Origin of the sequence: Streptococcus oralis, from assembly GCF_001075875.1 — a bacterium.
GTDB lineage: Bacteria > Bacillota > Bacilli > Lactobacillales > Streptococcaceae > Streptococcus > Streptococcus oralis_I.
In genome coordinates, this window is record NZ_JUOS01000036.1 from 23,120 (window position 1) to 42,427 (window position 19,308).

Sequence of the window (19,308 nt, forward strand, 5' to 3'; positions counted from 1 at the left end):
CTATATGCAATTTTCTATAAGCCATGTTTTGTTCCAGAAGTGACTAGGACCACTTCCTTCGATAATCATCTGTCTACCACTAGCAGCTCTAGCTGCTAGCAGTCAGAGTACTACGTTCGTTTCCGCGCACTCCATGCCCCGACCAAAATTTGGGTTGCTAGCTTGAGGGGTTTACCGCGTTCCACTCTCTCTGTTTCCAGAGAGACTCCGTCACTGTGGCACTTTCAAGTCTACTCTGACATATCCAAAGACTTAGCCATTTCAACTGCCGTAACGATTTCTCGTCCCTAGGCTTATGGTTTCGCCTAGCACAAACACTACAGGCATCACAGCCTGTGCTAGCATGGACTTTCCTCATGAAAAGAAACTCTCTTCACGCGATTATCCAAAAATTGCACAACAGAAGTATTCTTAGAAATCAGAATTATCCATGATTTGTTTGCCAAATACTTCTTTTTCAAGACGATTCAAACGTTTCAAAATATCAAAGTTTGTCATAGAAGTTGTACTTCCAAGCTCTGCTGGTTCAGAAGCTACTGGAGTCACTTGAGGTTTTTTCGCCAATTCCTCTTTCAACTCTGCAATTTCTAAACGGAGTGACTTTACTAATGCTGCATAAGTTTCATAATCCTTGATGACATCATCCAAGAATTCATCAACCTCTGCTTTACTATATCCACGTACTTCTCTTCCAAAATCCTGCTCAAAAATATCTTTTGCTGTAAAAATAATACTTGCCATGTCTCTCTCCATTCTCAGTTGCTAGTATTATTATATAAAAAAAGGCAAACAAAAAGCAAGGTCAAAGGCTCAATTTTCGGAAAAATTTTCAGCTACTTCGTTTAATTCCTCAAATGTTAATCTTTTTGTAATATAGTTGTCTTTCTTTTTCATCAGTTCGTAAAAATACTTCAGTTTTGTTTCATTTTCTTCATCATAAAAAAGATAAGCTCCATCTGTATTTTCAAGTAAGAAAAGTTGATAGTCTCGTAATTGACCCTTGTGTTCATAGTTCGGATAGGCGTATTTTACAAAATCAACTTGTTTAAATTCACTAAGTTTAACCTGATTTCCCTCATTCCAGTTTTCCCCATGAGTCTCAAAATCAAAGATAGTTGCAAGTTGGAAACCAAAGTCATCTTTCATATCTCTGGCCACCTCCAAAACCCAGTGTTCAAATCCCAGAGTTCCCGTAAACACCAACCATTTCAACCCTTCGTCAGCCATTTTTTCCAAATCTCTACGAATGGCTTTTTTAATAATTTTTAAACGAATATCTTTTTCATTAAACAATCCTAAATCAAAGCTAGAATAGCCTAAAATCAAGGCTGTATGCATTTTTTCACCCTTTCTGTGCACCTTTATGGTATAATGGAGTGATGTTATTGTACCAATAAGGAGAATTATGGTCAACTATCCTCATAAACTTTCATCAAAAAAAAAACAACAAGTCACCTCACAAACTAAAAATTTCGCAAATCGTGGGATGACCTTTGAAAAGATGATCAATGCTACAAACGAGTATTATCTGACACACGGTTTGGCTGTTATCCATAAAAAACCAACTCCTGTTCAGATTGTCCGCGTAGACTATCCTCAGCGTAGTCGTGCAAAGATTGTTGAAGCTTATTTTAGACAAGCATCAACTACCGATTATTCTGGAGTTTATGAAGGGTTTTACATCGATTTCGAAGCCAAGGAAACCAAGCAAAAACATGCGATTCCGATGAAGAACTTCCATCCTCATCAGATTCGGCATATGGAACAAGTCCTTGATCAAAAAGGGATTTGCTTTGTCCTTCTTCATTTTTCTTCTTATCAAGAAACGTATTTATTGCCGGCACTTGACCTCATCCGTTTTTATCATCAGGATATGGGTAAAAAGTCAATGCCGCTTGACTATATCAAAGAATTCGGTTATGTGATTGAGCAGTCTGCCTTTCCACAAATTCCTTACCTTGATACAGTCAAACAACATTTACTAGGTGGTAAAACAATATGAACAAACAAACTATCTTACGCATCGCTAAATACCTTGGCATTGGTGTAATTAGCTTATTTATCGCAGCTTTCCTATTTGGTGGTGGTGTATTTCTTTACTATGCAAACAAGGCTCCTGAACTTTCCGAGAGTAAACTTGTTGCAACGACATCAAGTAAAATTTATGATAGCAAAAATGAACTAATCGCAGATTTAGGCGCTGAACGTCGTGTCAATGCTCAAAGTAGTGACATTCCTACTAATCTTGTCAATGCGATTGTCTCTATCGAGGATCACCGTTTCTTTAACCATAGAGGAATTGATAGCATTCGTATAGCAGGAGCTTTCCTTCGTAACCTTCGAAGCAATAGTGGTCTTCAAGGTGGATCGACTTTGACTCAGCAGTTGATAAAATTGACCTACTTCTCAACATCAACAGCCGATCAAACCCTATCCCGTAAAGTTCAAGAGGCTTGGTTAGCTATCCAACTAGAGCGAACTGCAACTAAACAAGAAATATTGACCTATTACGTCAATAAGGTCTACATGTCAAATGGTAACTATGGTATGCAAACTGCTGCAGAGAACTACTATGGTAAGGATCTCGAAGATTTGTCCATTCCACAGTTAGCACTCTTAGCAGGTATGCCACAGGCTCCAAACCAATACGATCCTTATTCTCACCCTGAAGCAGCTCTTGAAAGACGAAACCTCGTTTTGTCAGAAATGCAAAAACAAGGTTACCTTACAGCCGAGCAATATGAAACAGCCATCAATACTCCAATCACAGATGGTCTTCAAAGTCTAAAATCTGTTAATAGCTATCCACAGTACATGGATAACTATCTTAAAGAGGTTATTGACCAAGTTCAGCAAGAGACAGGCTATAATCTATTAACAACAGGTATGGAAGTCTATACCAACGTTGACCAAGAGGTACAAAAACACCTTTGGGACGTCTATAACACTGACCAATACGTAAACTATCCTGATGATGATATCCAAGCGGCTTCTACTATCGTTGATGTATCAAACGGTAAAGTTATTGCCCAACTCGGATCTCGCCACCAAGCTAGCAACGTATCCTTTGGTACCAACCAGGCAGTGGAAACAAACCGTGACTGGGGTTCAACTATGAAACCAATCACGGACTACGCTCCCGCACTAGAGTATGATATCTATGACTCAACTGCTTATATGCTTAAAGATGTTCCCTACAACTATCCTGGTACTAACACTCCTCTTTACAACTGGGATAGAGGCTATTTGGGCAATATCACCCTACAAACAGCTATCCAACAATCACGGAACGTACCAGCCGTTGAAACTCTCGATAGAGTTGGACTCGATAAAGCAAAAGGTTTCCTAAATGGTTTAGGCATTGATTATCCAACCATGGTATACGCAAACGCAATTTCAAGTAATACGACCGAATCAGGTAAACAGTACGGTGCAAGTAGTGAGAAAATGGCTGCTGCCTATGCTGCTTTCGCTAACGGTGGTATCTATTATAAACCAATGTACATCAATAAAGTTGTCTTTAGCGACGGTAGTTCAAAAGAGTTCTCTGATCAAGGTACTCGCGCTATGAAAGAAACAACTGCCTATATGATGACAGAAATGATGAAAACAGTATTATACTCTGGTATAGGTCGAGATGCTTATATTTCATGGCTTCCTCAAGCAGGTAAGACAGGTACATCAAACTATACAGATGATGAAATTGAAAATTACATTAAGAGATACGATTATGTCACACCTGATGAAAATTTTGTAGGATATACCCGTAAGTATTCTATGGCTGTTTGGACAGGTTACTCTAATCGCCTTACTCCTATCACAGGAGATGGTTTCAGAGTTGCTGCAAAGATCTACCGTTCTATGATATCCTATCTCTCAGAAGATGATTCCCCTGGTGACTGGACAATGCCTGAAGGACTTTATAGAAGCGGTGATTACGTCTTCAAGAATGGTGCACGCAGCAACTGGATTCCACAATCAACTCAAGCAAGTTCGACAACAGAGAGCTCTAGCTCAAGTTCAACTTCAACAACTGAAAGTGAAAGCTCTTCAAACGAAAATACGAATGGTACTACTAATCCAAATGCAACGCAACCAAACTCATCTGCAAATTCTCAACAACAAAATCAACCCCAACAAAATCCACGAAGACAACAATAAAATATATAAAAAAACTGAGGATTTATTCTCAGTTTTTTGTATGTAGTTTTTTATGGTAGAATCTTAATTTTTATAAAGCCAAACTTTTTAAAAATAGGAAGCGAAACAACTTAACAGACTAAAAAACTGTCAAAGTTATCTCAATCGCAACCTTATCCCAAACACAAGTTAAATAGTCGAAAAAACTGTTTAAAATTATAGATAAAAGACACCTTATGTTTATGTAGTTTATTTATGAACTGGGGCGTGACTTAGAAAGTCTGTTCTACTACTTCAATGCAATGCCTGAACCAATAACCAAAATGTCAAACTGATGTCTCAGGAATGATATCAAAAGGCCAGACTTTTTGTCCGGCCTCTTTTTTCTTATTTGACATGATTTGCAAGATCTTCTTGCGCTTTTTTATTAGATTCTTCTTTTTCTTTCTTCCATTTATCTTGAGCTTTTTGATACTCATCAGCAGTTACTGGTTTATCTTGAAGTTCAAGGTATTTGTACAAGAGGGCTTCACTCATACCCTTGTTACCTGAGTAAGCAAATGGAAGTGTGAATGGTACCATCTTAGACAACATTGGACGTCCAGTTTGAGAAGTTGTTGGAATAATCAATGCACTATCTGTCAACCAAGCTTGGGCTGCAGCATATTTATCATAACGTTTTGAAACGTCAGTGTCTTCATTTCCAGCTTCAACAACCATCTTTTCGTAATCTTCCAAACCAACTTGTTTGGCAGCAGCGTTATTTGTACCTGAATCAAATCCTAGGTAAGTCTTAGTATTTTCACCTACAGATGGTTTGATGATATCAAGGTATGTAGATGGGTCGATGTAGTCAGGAGACCAACCAACGTTATCTGAAAGATCCCAATCTTCACCGGCAGCCGTTTCAGCAAAGTAAGTGACATTGAGAACTTCATCTTTTTGAAGTTGTTGGATATCAACGACTACGTTATCAGTTCCTAATGTTGCTTCAAGTGATTGTTTCAATGATTGAACACGTTGAACTTTTGTAGTATTGGTTTGGTCAACTGGCATATCCAAGTGGATTGGGAATTGAACACCTTCTGCTTGGAGAGCTGTCTTAGCCTTAGCAAATTCTGCTTTCGCTTTTTCAGGATTGTAAAGACCGTCTTGAGCGTCGTCTAGATTAACATCTTTCCACTCATCACCATAGGTCACCAATTTTTCCTTAACTAATTCACCAAAGTTTTTACCATCTGCTTGAACAAATGTTGGTGGTACGAACAAGTTACGAAGGAGTTTTGTTGCTCCGCTTGCTCCATTAACTTGAGAAGCATAAGCTGTTCTATCAAAACCAAAGGCGATGGCTTGACGGAAGTCTTTGTTAAGAAGAGCTTTCTTAGTTGAAGTCTTTTCCTCGTCTGTAGTCTTAGAAGTATATTTGTAAGACTGACGGTCAATATTTGTACCAACTAAGAAGGTTGAAGAATCTTGTGGTGTATAAACGATATTGTCTTTAAACTCTTTTTCAAGTTCAGAGTAGCTTCCACTTGTTGGGAAGAGACGAGCCATTGAGAAACCACCATCTTTAAAAGTTTCTGCAAGTTTGTTATTGTCTTGACCATCCCAGAATGAAAGTTTTACTTTATCAATATGAACATTGTCCTTATCCCAGTAGTTTGGATTCTTTTCAAATTCTACTGAAGATTTTGCTACCAATGATTTCAACAAGAAAGGACCATTATAAAGGATGCTGCTTGGATCTGTTGCTTTAGCAAAGTCACTTCCTTTAGAAGTAAGGAATTCTTCATTGACTGGTGCAAGAATTCCCATGGTTGTCTTAGAGTTCCAGAAGCTTTCTGGTTTGTTCAAAGTGTATTGAACTGTTTGATCATCTACAGCCTTAATTCCAACTTCTGAGAAATCTTTAACTTCACCTTTTACATAAGCATCCAAACCTTTAATAGATTCTTGAACAAGATAAAGGGCTTCTGACTTATTATCAGCCGCATACTTAAGACCTGTTACAAAGTCTTGCGCTTTAACTGGTGCATACTCTTCTCCTTCAGAAGTGTACCATTTAGCATCTTTACGGATTGTGTAAGTGTAAGTCAACCCGTCTTTGGACACTGACCAATCTTCTGCCAAAGATGGCACGAAGTTACCGTAGCGGTCATTCTCCATCAAACCGTCAATGACATTACTTGTGATATTAGCAACCGCAGCCTTACCAGTTGTCAGATAGTTGAGACTATCTGGATCTGTTTCATAAACATAAGAAAAAGTTTTCTCACCCTTTGCACTAGAGCCTGAACCTGAACAAGCTGCCAAAACACCTGACGCTAACAGAGTCACCCCTGCTAGGGCCATTACTTTTGAAAATTTCATAATAAACTCCTTTTGACTTTTTATACATTATAGTCCCTTTTCAGCCATGTGTCAATACAATTTTCAGAATTTTTCCAATTGAATTGAAAACAATTGCCATTTTAAAATTATTTTTTACAGTCAGACTCTTTTATGGCATTCATATTTGAAAAATCTCTTTATTAGCAGTTTTCAAGTAAATCTTTATGATATAATGAAAGGAGAAAGTTGAAAGGAAATGCCATGTCAAAAGAAGTTATTGTTGAAAGTTTTGAACTTGATCACACCATTGTCAAAGCACCTTATGTCCGTTTAATTGGGGAAGAAACAGGTCCTAAGGGAGATATTATTTCTAACTTTGATATTCGCTTGGTTCAACCAAATGAAGACTCTATCCCTACTGCTGGCCTCCATACTATTGAGCATCTATTGGCTAAGCTCATCCGTACTCGCATCGACGGGATGATTGATTGTTCACCATTTGGTTGTCGTACAGGTTTCCATATGATTATGTGGGGACGTCATACTAGTGCAGAAATCGCTGCTGTCATCAAGGATTCACTAAAGGAAATCGCAGAAACAACAACTTGGGAAGATGTCCCAGGAACTACCATTGAATCTTGCGGGAACTACAAGGACCACAGCCTATTTTCAGCTAAGGAATGGGCTAAATTGATTCTCCAACAAGGAATCTCTGATGATGCCTTTGAACGCCATATCATCTGATAATAAAAAAAGAAACCAGCTTTTGAACTGGTTCCTTTTTTTATTTTCTAAATCTTGATTTAGGCTTTTTCACGAATGACCAAGACACCATCTTCCATATCGGCTTCAAGGTGTTTAGCATCAAGATTATCCAAGTGGAAGTCTGTGACTTTGTCACGAATTTGTTGTTCAACTACACGACGGAGTGGACGAACACCCATGACTTCATCATAACCTTCTTCGGTCATATATTCTTTGGCTGCGTCACTCACTGCCAAGTCGATCTCTTTCTTAGCAAGTGTCTTATTGACATCAACCAACATCAAATCTACAATCTTAGAAAGGTCTTCCTTGCTCAAGTGTGAGAATTCAATCACAGCGTTGAAGCGATTGAGGAATTCTGGACGGAAGTAAGGTTTCAAACGATCCATGAGTTCTGGTTTATCCGCTTCTTCTGTCAAGTTTGCTTCGTAACCAAAGCCAGCATTTGAAGTTGCGATAATCACTGTATTTTTAAAGTTTACAGTATTACCTTGACCATCAGTCAGACGACCATCATCCAAAACTTGAAGGAGAAGGGTGATGACTTGAGGATCAGCCTTTTCAATTTCATCAAGAAGGACGATTGAGTATGGATTCCGACGAACACGTTCAGTCAAAGTGTTGTTGTTATCATCGTAACCAACATAACCGGCTGTTGTACCAATCAATTTAGAAACGGCTGTGCGGTCGCTGTATTCTGACATGTCCAAACGGATGATAGCATCCTTAGTTCCAAACATATCAAGAGCCAATTGTTTAGCCAACTCAGTCTTCCCAACACCAGTAGGACCTACAAAGAGGAAGCTACCGATTGGACGGTTCCCTTCGTCAAATCCTGCACGGTTACGACGGATAGCACGTGCTACTGCTTCAACAGCTTTATCTTGGCCGATTACCTTAGTTTGCAAACGGTGACCCATATCTTTCAAACGTTCGATATCAGTAGCACCCATTTGTGATACTGGGATTCCAGTCATCCGTTCGACAGACTCAGCTACGTCATTAACAGTCGCTGTAACCTTGTGATCTTCTGTATGGTTGGCAATTTTCTTTTCCAGTTCTTCAATACGAATTTTTGCATTTAATGCCGCTTCATAATCCTCTTTAGCAGCTGCAGCTTCTTGTTTAGCTTTTTCTTCTTCAATTTCATGCTCTACAGCATGTACATCTGTCACTGGGTGTTGTGCTGCCAAGTGAGCAGCTGTTACATCGACTAGGTCAATAGCCTTATCTGGCAAGCTACGTTGAGGAATATATTGTACTGAGTAATCAACAGCCGCTTTCAAAACTTCATCTGGCAAGATAACATTATGGTGTTGTTGATATAGATCACGGATACCTTGGAGAATCTTGAAAGTATCTTCAGCAGATGGAGCATTGACCTTCACTTCATTGAAACGACGAGCAAGGGCAGCATTTTTCAAAATAGTGTTGCGGTATTCGTCTTGAGTTGTTGCACCAATCACTGTCAATTCACCACGTGAAAGAGCTGGTTTCAAGATATCAGCAAGACCTTTAGATCCTTGACCATCTCCTGTGCTACCTGCACCCAGGATTTGATGGATTTCGTCGAAGAAGAGGATAATGTTTCCAGCTTCTTTAACTTCTTTTACCAAGTTTTGAATATTTTCTTCAAAGCTACCACGATATTGAGTGCCAGCTTCAAGACCTGAAATATCAATAGAGATAATTTCTTTATTCTTGATTGCTGCTGGAACATCACCATTCACGATAGCTTGAGCCAAACCTTCAACTACTGCTGTTTTACCGACACCAGCATCACCTACAAGGACTGGGTTGTTCTTAGTACGACGAGAAAGAATTTCAGATGTTTCTTGAATTTCCTTATTACGTCCAATAACCGGATCCAGCTTCCCTTCACGAGCTTCAGCTGTTAAGTTACGTCCAAGTTTTGCAAGAATACCATCTTGTTTCATAGCTTTACCTTGAACATACTGAGCTTGGTCACTTCCTTCACTTGGAAGTTGCCCTGTTTGACGATAAATAGCAAATTCTTCAGGTGTTACTTCACGACCGTTAATCAAGTAACGACGGTTTTCTGAACTGTATCCACGCATACCGCCCATTAATTGGTTAAATAAATCATCCATGTTGTTAAAGTTATTAAAGTTGTTGTTCATATTTCATACCTCGTTTGTTTTCAAAATTAGTTAGTCAAATCACTTTGACTTTCTCTGACCTTTGTTTTAAAAAATTTAGACTAGCTATTTGCTACTCTATGTATAATGTCTGGTTTTTCTTTATCCAATGTAGATTTTGTAATTGGAATTCTAAAAATACTAATGTTAAACATAGGTTGTACCTCTTTTCTAGGTTTTACCCATACTTTGATCTTAAGATAACATAGACAATCACCTTAAAATCAAGGTTTTCTAAGGATTTTCTTATCCTTATGTTTTCAGTATATCACTTTGGTCAGTAATAGTCAAGAGATTTGACCAAATTTGACCAACTTTTTTAAATATTTTTTTATACCAAAAAACCAGTCAAAATGACTGGTTTTTATTTACTATTTATGAATCTTAGCTCAATGCATCATCCATTGAAAGAACTTCGTGGAAGACACGTTGTGTCAATTCAGTTTTTTGTTCTGGAGTGAGGTACTTAGTATTTACACAGTATCCTGAGATACGTACGATTACGTCTTCACCTGACATGATCTTTTCGTAAACATCGTTCAAGTCCATAACGTTCAAGTTAACGTGTTGTCCACCGTTTTCGAAGTAACCATCAAGGATTGTTACCAAGTTATCAACTTGTTCGTCACGAGTTTTACCAAGAGCACGTGGTGATACTTGAGTTGTCAATGAGATACCGTCAGCTGCGTAACCAAAGTCAAGGCTAGCAAGTGAGTTCAAGTTTTGCAACCATCCACCTTTAGCTTTGTTAGATGGGTTAGCACCTGGTGAGAAGAATTCAAGTTTAGACAAGTTCACTGAACCATCTTCGTTGAGGTATACACCTTTGTGGACTGGTGAGTTACCAGTTTGTTTAGAGTAAGCAACGTTAGATGTGATTGTCAAAAGTGATACTGTAGCTTCTGCGTCTTTGTAAAGTTTGTGACTACGTAGACGAGTTGTGTAAGCTTCGATCAACCATTCTGCCAATTCGTTTGAACGTGGGTCATCTTCACCCCAACGTGGGTATTCACCGATTGTTTCATAATCGTAGATGTAGCCATTTTCGTCACGGATTGGTTTAACTGTAGCGTACTTGATAGCTGACAATGTGTCAACAGTGTTAGCGAATCCACAGATACCGAATCCCATGTTAGCACGTTGTTTAGTTGGCAAGAAGGCCATTTGAACAGCTTCGTAGTTGTACTTATCAGTCATGTAGTGGATGATGTTCAAAGCATCTACGTAAGTGTCTGTCAACCAGTCAAGAGATTTTTCAAAGTTAGCTTTAACTGATTCGAATTCAAGAACTTCGTCACGGATTGGTTCGATATCAAATACTTTGTAGTCTTTATGAACATCGTCGTAACCACCATTCAAACCAGTAAGAAGAGCTTTAAGAACGTTAACGCGAGCACCGAAGTACTGGATGTTGTGACGTTGTTCTTCGTTTTCTGGGTCAAGTGGAGATACACAACATGAGATACAGCTCATTTCACCATATCCATCTTTAGCCATTGTCGTTACACCTTCGTATTGAATTGAAGAGTGTTTGTGGCTCATGTGCATACAGTAGCGACGGAAGTTGTATGGCAATTTGTCAGTCCAAAGAACTGTCAAGTTTGGTTCTGGAGAGTTACCGATGTTGTCAAGAGTGTTCAAGAAACGGTAGTCCATCTTAGTAACACGGTGACGACCGTCGTTACCCATACCTGCCATAGAAGTTGTGATGAAGGTTGGGTCACCTGAGTACAATTGGTCATAAGCTTTTGTACGAGCAAATTTAACTGTACGAAGTTTCATAACGAAATCATCAACAAATTCTTGGATTTCTGATTCAGTAAATGTACCACGAGCAAGGTCACGTTCTGCAAAGATATCCAATACGATTGGCACACGTCCAAGAGATGTAGCCGCACCGTTGATAACACGGCAGACAGCCATAAAGGCAATGTTAACCCATTGGATAGCTTCTTTAACGTTCATCGCTGGTTTACGAACATCAACTCCGTAAAGGTCTCCCAAGCGTACAACTTGTTGCAATGCTTGGTATTGAAGGTTTACTTCTTCACGAAGGCGGATTGTTTCTTCATCGATTTCTTTGATTGCATTCCAGTCGTTGACTTTTTCTTGCATCAAGTAGTCTGCTCCGTAAAGAGCAAGACGTGCGTAAACACCGATGATACGTCCACGTGAGTAGGCATCTGGAAGACCAGTTACAGTGTGAGCGTGACGAGCACGACGAATGTTTGAAGTGTAGGCACGGAAGATACCGTCGTTAACTGTTGTTACATATTTAGTGAAGATTTCGTGAACAGCTGGATCTGGTTCGTATCCATTTTCTTTCAAAGTTGTTTCAGCCATACGGATACCACCTTTTGGCATGAAGTTCAATTTGAAGAGTTCATCATTTTGGATACCAAAGATCACTTCGTTTTCTTTGTCGATAAATCCAGCAGGAATATCAGCAATAGAAGTTGGACGAGTGTCCATTGGGAAACGAGTTTCTTCGTAGTGTGCTTTAGTTTCTTCTACGATTTTTTTGATGTGAAGTGAACGTTCTGTTGGTCCTGCAAGGAAGCTTTCATCTCCATCATAAGGAGTGTAGTTTGCTTGTACAAAGCGTGATACACTTGCTTTTTCTTTCCAGTCAACACCTTTAAAGCCTTCCCAAGCTTTGTCAAAAATGTCCTGTGCTTCAACAACTGTCTTAACAACCATGTTAATTCCTCTTTTTTCTTTCTAGTAACAGTCATCTGTTACATTCATGTATTCAGTATAACACACAGTAAACGATTTCAACAACTAAAAACTCACTTTTTAAACACTTTCTTTTCTAATACAGTTCAAAATATATCACAAACTGTATTATATTTTTGAAAGAGATTATTTGATTTTCATTTTTTCAGAAAAAGAGTATAATAAAATTAAACAAACTAGCACTGAGAGGTTTCTTCATGTTGATTTTTCCACTAATGAATGATTTATCTCGTAAAATCATCCATATTGACATGGATGCCTTTTTTGCTGCTGTTGAAATTCGCGACAATCCCAAACTTAAAGGGAAGCCAGTTGTGATTGGTAGTGACCCTAGGAAAACAGGTGGTCGGGGCGTTGTTTCAACTTGTAGTTATGAAGCGAGAGCATTCGGTATCCACTCAGCTATGAGTTCTAAAGAAGCCTATGAACGTTGCCCTCAAGCTGTTTTCATTTCTGGAAACTACGAAAAATATACTGCTGTCGGTCAACAGATTCGAGCTATTTTCAAACGTTATACGGATAATATCGAGCCTATGAGTATCGATGAAGCTTATCTAGACGTGACTGAAAACAAACTCGGCATCAAGTCCGCTGTTAAAATCGCTAGACTAATTCAACAAGATATTTGGCAAGAACTTCATCTGACTGCTTCTGCTGGTGTGTCTTATAATAAATTCTTAGCTAAAATAGCCAGCGATTACCAAAAACCTCGAGGTCTGACAGTTATTCTCCCTGATGAAGCTGAAGATTTTCTCAAACAAATGGATATCGCTAAATTCCACGGTGTAGGTAAGAAAACAGTTGAGAAATTGCATCAAATGGGGGTATTTACAGGAGCTGATCTCGTAGAAATCCCTGAAATTAGTCTCATTGATTGTTTTGGTCGACTCGGTTTTGACTTGTATCGTAAGGCTCGTGGCATTGATAATTCTCCCGTCAAATCCAATCGCATTCGTAAATCTATTGGAAAAGAAAAAACTTATAGTAAAATTCTCAATCTAGAAGAGGATATCAAAAAAGAGCTAACTCTCCTTTCGAAAAGAGTTGCCCTGAGTCTTCAAAAACATGAAAAATCTGGAAAGATTGTTATTTTAAAAATCCGCTATGCTGACTTTTCTACAATGACTAGGCGGAAAAGCTTATCTCAAAAGATCCAAGATGCTGAAACTATTTCACAAATGGCTATCCAACTTTACGAATCTCTGACAGATAAAGATAAAGACGTTCGCTTATTGGGTGTCACTGTGACTGGATTTTAAAACCTTGAAGGACGTAGCTTCCCTCAAGGCTTTTTCTTATACAAATAATCGAACGAAGCTATAAAGTAGTAATACACTACCTAAGACAATACGGTATTTACCAAACATTGTAAAGTCGTGTTTTTTAACATAGCTGGTCAAGAAACGAATGGCAACCATGCTGACTGCAAAAGCCACTACCATAGCTACCAAGAGCAAGAAGAATTGACCAAAACTCAGCACTTCTCCAGCTTTGATAAATTTAAAAATCTTCAAAGCACTGGCTCCAAACATAACTGGAATTCCTAGATAGAAGGTAAACTCAGTTACCACCGAACGACTAGTTCCATTTAACAAACCACCAACGATAGTGGCACCCGAACGGCTAGTTCCAGGTAAAAGAGCCAAGACTTGGAAAAGTCCGATATAGAGGGCCGTTTTATAAGGCAACTTGTCTAGCTCTGTGACTGTTGGCTCAATCGCTTGCGCTTTGTTCCGTTTTTCAAGATAGATAAAGGCAACCCCATAAACAATCAACATAATGGCTACTGAAACCATATTATGGAAGTGAGTGTCAAACCAATCATCAAACTTAAAGACAAGGAGAAGAGGTAAAGTCGCAACCAAAACCTTTGACCATAATTGCCAAGTTCTACGAACTTGAACTTTATCTTTCCCTGGTTTGAAAGGATTAAGTTTGTTAAAGTAGATAACCATAACGGCTAAGATTGCACCAAGTTGAATAACCACGTTAAACATAGACATAAAGGCTTCACTTTGGTCTTTATATTGGATAAATTCTTCCGCTAGGATCAGGTGACCAGTACTTGAAATCGGCAACCACTCCGTTATTCCTTCAACAATCCCAAAAAAGATCGATTTTAAAATTTCAAAAAAATACATAGATTACTCCTTTTTCTACCCTCCATTATATCATACTTTTAAAGGCTGTGTTGAGTTTTCTTTAGAAAGCACCAATACTGCCACCACCGCCACCGCCTGAAAAACCTCCACCAGAGCTACCGCTTCCAGATGATACAGAGAAAGTACTTGCTGTATTTGCGACACTAGCATAATGGCTCATTTGTGCTGTTGAATGGTAAAACATGCTATGCCAGCCATAGGCTACATAGAGATTGATATCTGGATTTTCAACTTGGATCTGGTGAACCTTCATCAAATGGCTAACCTTGTCAGCATATCCAAACAAAGTCGCATACACTAATAGTCGATTCCAAACAACAATACTTTCCAGCTCAGCCTGATCCAATCGTGCAATGTCACGCAACATATTTTCAAAACTGGTCCAGAGATAGTAGACTTCTGCTCCTGCTTCATTTAGGACACCATCACGATTATCTAGTCGAAGCTTCCAATAATAGAAAGCAGCCAAAACCAAACCTAGAAAACCAAGTATTGGCAAGGGGAGGTAAAAATAAGCATGAACATCCAAACTATACAAGAACAAACCAAATCCAATAAATAGGGGTAGAATAGTAGAGAGTCCCATACCTACTTGCATGGCCTTTTCCCCACCAGTTAAAGGACGATAATAATCTGGAAGTCCCCAGAAGGAAACTCGCTTTCTCACTCCTTCTTGCATCTCTTTCAATGCTTCTTCGAAAGAAGATTTAAGCTGAAGCCCCCTTGCTTGAATCCGTTTTTCATCAGAGACTTTTGCTCTACGATAAAGACTATCAGATACCTTGTAATCCGCAAACAAATTGGAAAGAGTTGCTTCTTTTTTTCCTGAAAAGGCCAGATTTAAGCAGTCTTTCTCAAAACTTGACAAACCATCTTCTTTTACCAGCCTCAAGCCAACTGCATCTCCTTCTGAAATAATAGAGACATTCCCACGGTCTATCACATCTAGCAAGGTAGCTTGAATAAGTTGGTCAAAGGTGAATTTACCTGCTCCTTTGGTTAGAGGACTCACTTCCTCCAAGGAGGTCGAGTAGACAGCCTCCGATAAAACCATAGGCTCTAATTCCATTGGTGGCTCATAGAGACGATGATTTTTAGCATATTTGACTGAAGGAGTGGTCTTTCTTCTATAGATAAAATAGAAGCAGACGCTCAATAACAAGGAAATGGAAAGTAGCAAAGGGAATACCCAAGTAACGAGTTGTTTACTCTGATCTTTTTCTCTAACAATCGACTCTTCTATCTTATTAAACTCTTCTAAACGATTCCCTTTTAAGCCCTGATCTGTAGCGCTAGCAAAATCAGTTCGAGGCCAGTAGGCATGCAACTCAACTCCACGCTTAGACGGAAGATTGTCTAAACGAATCGTATAGTCATGACCACTCTGTTCAATCCTTCCCTCTCTATAGAGTTGCCCTGTGTGGAAAAAGAGTTTTTCGGCCCCATTATCTCCCATCACATGAAACTCAAATTTTTCAATAGATTCTGAACTATCTGTTAAGGGTTGCCAATTTAATTCAGCGATATCATCATATAAAAAAAGAAGATTTTTCAATTGCCAGGTAAGTTCCACTTCGACCCTATCCCCTTCCTGACCTGGATTATAGACTTTAACAGTATAACCATTCGTTTCTTCTGTCACTTCGCTAGTAAGATTTTCGATTTTATGACCATTTTTAGATGCCTCAACCTTTGGCTGAGGATCAATATAAAATCCGCTAGGCATCTTGCCAGCACGTCCAAGTCCCACGATTTGGCCCTTAAAGTCCTCCTCAAACTGGTAAACTATCTTCTGCCTAAATTCCGCTGTATTGTCTGCATGAATATACAGTTCTCCTTTATAGGATGGAATGCTATAATCCACGGCAAAAACCAATTTTGGAACAATTATCAGACAAGTAAATATAAGTACTATTAACCATCTTTTTTTCATAATATAGCCCCTTTTAACCTTTTTCTCATTATATCATTTTTTTACAAGTAAGGATTTACTAAGATTGAAAAAGTTCCGCTTTTTCGATACAATAGAGAGAAGCAATTTTAGACTAGAAATAGGAGAAATCATGAAAAAATTATGCTTAACTATCCTTGCTAGCCTGGCTCTTACTTTAGGACTAGTTAGCCAGGTCCAAGCCGATGAATATTTACGCATCGGTATGGAGGCAGCCTACGCACCCTTTAACTGGACTCAAGATGACGACAGTAACGGCGCTGTCAAAATTGATGGAACCAACCAATATGCTAATGGTTACGACGTCCAAATAGCTAAAAAGATTGCTAAGGACCTAGGTAAAGAGCCCTTGGTTGTTAAAACCAAGTGGGAAGGACTTGTTCCAGCCCTTACTTCTGGTAAGATTGATATGATCGTTGCAGGTATGAGCCCAACTGCTGAACGCAAACAAGAAATTGCATTTTCAAGCAGCTACTATACTAGCGAACCAGTACTTTTGGTCAAAAAGGATTCTGCCTATGCTAACGCCAAATCATTAGATGACTTTAGCGGAGCAAAAATCACTTCTCAACAAGGTGTTTACCTTTACGACTTGATTTCACAAATCTCAGGCGCTCAGAAGGAAACTGCCATGGGAGATTTCGCTCAAATGCGTCAAGCTCTTGAAGCTGGTGTCATTGATGCCTATGTTTCTGAACGACCAGAAGCCCTAACTGCCGAATCAGCAAACGCTAAGTTCAAAATGATTCAGCCTGAACCTGGTTTTAAAACTGGAGAAGAGGATACCTCTATCGCTATCGGTCTTCGTAAAGACGACGAACGTATCAGCCAAATCAATGCTAGTATTGAAACTATTTCTAAAGATGAACAAGTTGCTCTCATGGATCGTATGATCAAAGAGCAACCAGCAGAATCTACAACGACAGAAGACAGCAACAGTAATTTCTTTGGCCAAGTCGCTAAAATTCTTACTGAAAACTGGCAACAACTCTTGCGTGGTGCTGGTATTACCCTTCTCATTTCAATTATCGGTACCATCGTTGGTCTCGCTATCGGTCTTGCTATCGGTGTTTTCCGTACGGCACCTCTATCTGAAAACCAATTTATATTTGGAATCCAAAAACTAATCGGTTGGATTCTCAATATCTATATTGAAATTTTCCGTGGAACACCTATGATTGTACAATCTATGGTTATCTACTATGGAACTGCCCAGGCTTTCGGAATCAACCTAGACCGTACTCTGGCTGCTATCTTTATCGTTTCTATCAATACCGGTGCCTACATGACCGAAATCGTTCGTGGTGGTATCCTAGCTGTTGACAAAGGACAATTTGAAGCAGCTACTGCACTTGGTATGACTCATAATCAAACCATGCGTAAGATCGTTTTGCCTCAAGTTGTTAGAAATATTCTACCAGCAACTGGTAATGAGTTCGTCATCAACATCAAGGATACTTCTGTATTGAACGTTATCTCTGTTGTAGAGCTTTACTTCTCAGGAAATACAGTAGCAACACAAACCTACCAGTACTTCCAAACCTTTACCATCATAGCAGTTATCTACTTTGTCCTCACCTTCACAGTAACGCGTATCCTCCGCTTCATTGAAAAACGTATGGATATGGATACCTACACGACAGGTGCTAACCAAATGCAAACGGAGGATTTGAAATAATGAGTCAACCAATCCTTGAAATCAAACACCTCAAAAAATCCTACGGGCAAAACGAGGTCCTAAAAGATATCTCTCTCACTATTCACAAAGGTGAAGTGATTTCTATCATCGGTAGTTCTGGTAGCGGTAAATCAACCTTCCTACGTTCTATCAATCTTCTCGAAACACCAACTGAAGGTGAAATCCTTTATCACGGTGAAAATGTCCTCGAGAAAGGCTATAATCTCACTCACTATCGTGAAAAACTAGGTATGGTTTTCCAATCCTTTAACCTCTTTGAAAATCTCAATGTTCTTGAAAATACGATTGTTGCACAGACAACCGTTCTCAAACGTGAACGATCAGAAGCAGAGAAAATTGCTAAAGAAAACCTTGAAAAAGTTGGAATGGGAGAGCGCTACTGGCAAGCTAAACCTAAGCAACTTTCAGGTGGTCAAAAGCAACGTGTCGCCATTGCTCGCGCACTTTCTATGAACCCTGATGCCATTCTCTTTGATGAGCCAACCTCAGCCCTTGATCCTGAAATGGTCGGTGAAGTTCTAAAAATCATGCAAGAACTCGCTCAAGAAGGCTTAACAATGATCGTTGTAACCCACGAAATGGAATTTGCTCGTGACGTATCACACCGTGTCATATTTATGGACAAAGGTGTGATTGCAGAAGAAGGCAAACCTGAAGATTTATTTACAAATCCTAAAGAGGAACGTACAAGAGAATTTTTACAACGCTATTTAGGATAAGACAAAAGCGGTTGAATAAACCTATTAAACCAAGAGTTGTTTTCCTATTCAATCCCCAATCAACATTGAGTCAAAGGCTCATGAACATAAGAATATAAAAATCAAGGTCGGAGTTTTTTATCCCGACCTCTTTTTATATACTTTAAAAATCACTTTTATCCCTTCTTCTTTTTCCTGAGCAAGTAATGCTTGTAGCTCTCTTCCTAATCTTTTATTTGATTTTCATGAGTGAGATCACTCCTCTACTGTCAACCTAGTTCATTCTAACAGATAGATTTGTTTAGTAGGTCATAGTATGGCTATTTCGCCGTTCCATAAATAAAAGCAGACCCTAATTAGAGTCTGCTTGTATCCAAAGATTAATCTTCAAATTTTTCATGATTTTTTTCATAGAAATCAATTAATCCAAGGGCTGTTTCAAAGGAAATATTTTTAACTTTTGCACGTCCTTGAGCTAGAGCAATGATAGACATTTCACGTGCATTCGTTTCTTTAGAAATACGATAACCAGTGATCTTCTTATCACGAACCCAGCTAACAACTGATTCTACTTTTTCAAAGTTAGTCTTAGCCATGTTTTTCTCCTATTTTATTCTTTACGATATTTAATTGTATACGTTTTTATGGCATTTGTCAATAAAAA

Annotated in this window: 14 protein-coding genes and 1 other RNA gene; 6 read left to right on the plus strand and 9 right to left on the minus strand. The window is 38.9% G+C overall.

Annotated elements, in window-relative coordinates; all coding sequences use genetic code 11:
• Positions 1–12: 12 nt before the first annotated feature.
• The 3 genes from rnpB to ADM33_RS02505 form a co-directional block, all read right to left on the minus strand.
• Positions 13–393: RNase P RNA component class B (rnpB, locus tag ADM33_RS10645), an RNA gene on the minus strand.
• A gap of 18 nt (positions 394–411) precedes the next feature.
• A complete protein-coding gene (gpsB, locus tag ADM33_RS02500) occupies positions 412–741 on the minus strand; it encodes a cell division regulator GpsB (RefSeq protein ID WP_000146538.1) in 330 nt (109 codons plus the stop codon).
• A 69-nt stretch (positions 742–810) separates the two neighbouring features.
• The gene (locus ADM33_RS02505) at positions 811–1,338 is read right to left on the minus strand and encodes a DUF1273 domain-containing protein (protein WP_045763609.1); all 528 of its coding nucleotides are present in this window, start codon (positions 1,336–1,338) and stop codon (positions 811–813) included.
• A gap of 67 nt (positions 1,339–1,405) precedes the next feature.
• On the opposite strand from ADM33_RS02505, the gene recU reads away from it, so the two are divergent.
• Positions 1,406–2,002: a Holliday junction resolvase RecU gene (recU, locus tag ADM33_RS02510; RefSeq protein WP_049503036.1), complete on the plus strand. Its 597-nt coding sequence runs from the start codon at positions 1,406–1,408 to the stop codon at positions 2,000–2,002.
• Complete coding sequence (gene pbp1a, locus ADM33_RS02515) at positions 1,999–4,161, plus strand: penicillin-binding protein PBP1A (RefSeq protein WP_049503037.1); 2,163 nt, start codon at positions 1,999–2,001, stop codon at positions 4,159–4,161. Before recU ends, pbp1a begins: the two co-directional genes overlap by 4 nt.
• A 366-nt stretch (positions 4,162–4,527) precedes the next feature.
• Here pbp1a and ADM33_RS02520 read toward each other — a convergent pair whose 3' ends face one another.
• A complete protein-coding gene (locus ADM33_RS02520; protein ID WP_049503038.1) occupies positions 4,528–6,510 on the minus strand; it encodes a peptide ABC transporter substrate-binding protein in 1,983 nt (660 codons plus the stop codon).
• 222 nt (positions 6,511–6,732) lie between these two features.
• Between ADM33_RS02520 and ADM33_RS02525 the strand changes: the two genes are divergently transcribed.
• Positions 6,733–7,215, plus strand: coding sequence for an S-ribosylhomocysteine lyase (locus ADM33_RS02525; RefSeq protein WP_049503064.1), 483 nt, complete (start codon positions 6,733–6,735; stop codon positions 7,213–7,215).
• A gap of 59 nt (positions 7,216–7,274) precedes the next feature.
• Here ADM33_RS02525 and ADM33_RS02530 read toward each other — a convergent pair whose 3' ends face one another.
• Both ADM33_RS02530 and pflB read right to left on the minus strand, forming a co-directional pair.
• Positions 7,275–9,377 carry an AAA family ATPase gene (locus tag ADM33_RS02530; protein ID WP_049503039.1) on the minus strand — a complete coding sequence of 701 codons (2,103 nt, stop codon included), beginning with the start codon at positions 9,375–9,377 and terminating at the stop codon, positions 7,275–7,277.
• A 402-nt stretch (positions 9,378–9,779) separates the two neighbouring features.
• A complete protein-coding gene (gene pflB / locus ADM33_RS02535) occupies positions 9,780–12,095 on the minus strand; it encodes a formate C-acetyltransferase (protein ID WP_049503040.1) in 2,316 nt (771 codons plus the stop codon).
• 236 nt (positions 12,096–12,331) lie between these two features.
• Between pflB and dinB the strand changes: the two genes are divergently transcribed.
• On the plus strand, positions 12,332–13,393 hold the full coding sequence (gene dinB / locus ADM33_RS02540) for a DNA polymerase IV (protein ID WP_049503041.1): 1,062 nt from the start codon (positions 12,332–12,334) through the stop codon (positions 13,391–13,393).
• A gap of 36 nt (positions 13,394–13,429) precedes the next feature.
• On the opposite strand, the gene ADM33_RS02545 is transcribed toward dinB, so the two are convergent.
• Together ADM33_RS02545 and ADM33_RS02550 are read right to left on the minus strand one after the other, a co-directional pair.
• Positions 13,430–14,275, minus strand: a complete 846-nt coding sequence (locus tag ADM33_RS02545; protein ID WP_049503042.1) for an undecaprenyl-diphosphate phosphatase — start codon at positions 14,273–14,275, stop codon at positions 13,430–13,432.
• A gap of 61 nt (positions 14,276–14,336) precedes the next feature.
• Positions 14,337–16,229, minus strand: a complete 1,893-nt coding sequence (locus ADM33_RS02550) for a DUF2207 domain-containing protein (RefSeq protein ID WP_049503043.1) — start codon at positions 16,227–16,229, stop codon at positions 14,337–14,339.
• Positions 16,230–16,359: 130 nt separating this feature from the next.
• On the opposite strand from ADM33_RS02550, the gene ADM33_RS02555 reads away from it, so the two are divergent.
• Together ADM33_RS02555 and ADM33_RS02560 are read left to right on the plus strand one after the other, a co-directional pair.
• Positions 16,360–17,925: an ABC transporter substrate-binding protein/permease gene (locus ADM33_RS02555; RefSeq protein WP_049503044.1), complete on the plus strand. Its 1,566-nt coding sequence runs from the start codon at positions 16,360–16,362 to the stop codon at positions 17,923–17,925.
• Entirely contained in the window at positions 17,925–18,665 is a 741-nt protein-coding gene (locus tag ADM33_RS02560) for an amino acid ABC transporter ATP-binding protein (RefSeq protein WP_000081949.1), read from the plus strand. Before ADM33_RS02555 ends, ADM33_RS02560 begins: the two co-directional genes overlap by 1 nt.
• Positions 18,666–19,024: 359 nt before the next feature.
• On the opposite strand, the gene ADM33_RS02565 is transcribed toward ADM33_RS02560, so the two are convergent.
• Positions 19,025–19,240 carry a hypothetical protein gene (locus tag ADM33_RS02565; protein ID WP_001140700.1) on the minus strand — a complete coding sequence of 72 codons (216 nt, stop codon included), beginning with the start codon at positions 19,238–19,240 and terminating at the stop codon, positions 19,025–19,027.
• Between the last annotated feature and the right edge of the window lie 68 nt (positions 19,241–19,308).

What these genes read in the sequence shown, in the direction of transcription:
- gpsB (WP_000146538.1), bottom strand. Translation starts at nt 741, where the DNA reads ATGGCAAGTATTATTTTTACAGCAAAAGATATTTTTGAGCAGGATTTT.
- ADM33_RS02505 (WP_045763609.1), bottom strand. Translation starts at nt 1,338, where the DNA reads ATGCATACAGCCTTGATTTTAGGCTATTCTAGCTTTGATTTAGGATTG.
- recU (WP_049503036.1), top strand. Translation starts at nt 1,406, where the DNA reads ATGGTCAACTATCCTCATAAACTTTCATCAAAAAAAAAACAACAAGTC.
- pbp1a (WP_049503037.1), top strand. Translation starts at nt 1,999, where the DNA reads ATGAACAAACAAACTATCTTACGCATCGCTAAATACCTTGGCATTGGT.
- ADM33_RS02520 (WP_049503038.1), bottom strand. Translation starts at nt 6,510, where the DNA reads ATGAAATTTTCAAAAGTAATGGCCCTAGCAGGGGTGACTCTGTTAGCG.
- ADM33_RS02525 (WP_049503064.1), top strand. Translation starts at nt 6,733, where the DNA reads ATGTCAAAAGAAGTTATTGTTGAAAGTTTTGAACTTGATCACACCATT.
- ADM33_RS02530 (WP_049503039.1), bottom strand. Translation starts at nt 9,377, where the DNA reads ATGAACAACAACTTTAATAACTTTAACAACATGGATGATTTATTTAAC.
- pflB (WP_049503040.1), bottom strand. Translation starts at nt 12,095, where the DNA reads ATGGTTGTTAAGACAGTTGTTGAAGCACAGGACATTTTTGACAAAGCT.
- dinB (WP_049503041.1), top strand. Translation starts at nt 12,332, where the DNA reads ATGTTGATTTTTCCACTAATGAATGATTTATCTCGTAAAATCATCCAT.
- ADM33_RS02545 (WP_049503042.1), bottom strand. Translation starts at nt 14,275, where the DNA reads ATGTATTTTTTTGAAATTTTAAAATCGATCTTTTTTGGGATTGTTGAA.
- ADM33_RS02550 (WP_049503043.1), bottom strand. Translation starts at nt 16,229, where the DNA reads ATGAAAAAAAGATGGTTAATAGTACTTATATTTACTTGTCTGATAATT.
- ADM33_RS02555 (WP_049503044.1), top strand. Translation starts at nt 16,360, where the DNA reads ATGAAAAAATTATGCTTAACTATCCTTGCTAGCCTGGCTCTTACTTTA.
- ADM33_RS02560 (WP_000081949.1), top strand. Translation starts at nt 17,925, where the DNA reads ATGAGTCAACCAATCCTTGAAATCAAACACCTCAAAAAATCCTACGGG.
- ADM33_RS02565 (WP_001140700.1), bottom strand. Translation starts at nt 19,240, where the DNA reads ATGGCTAAGACTAACTTTGAAAAAGTAGAATCAGTTGTTAGCTGGGTT.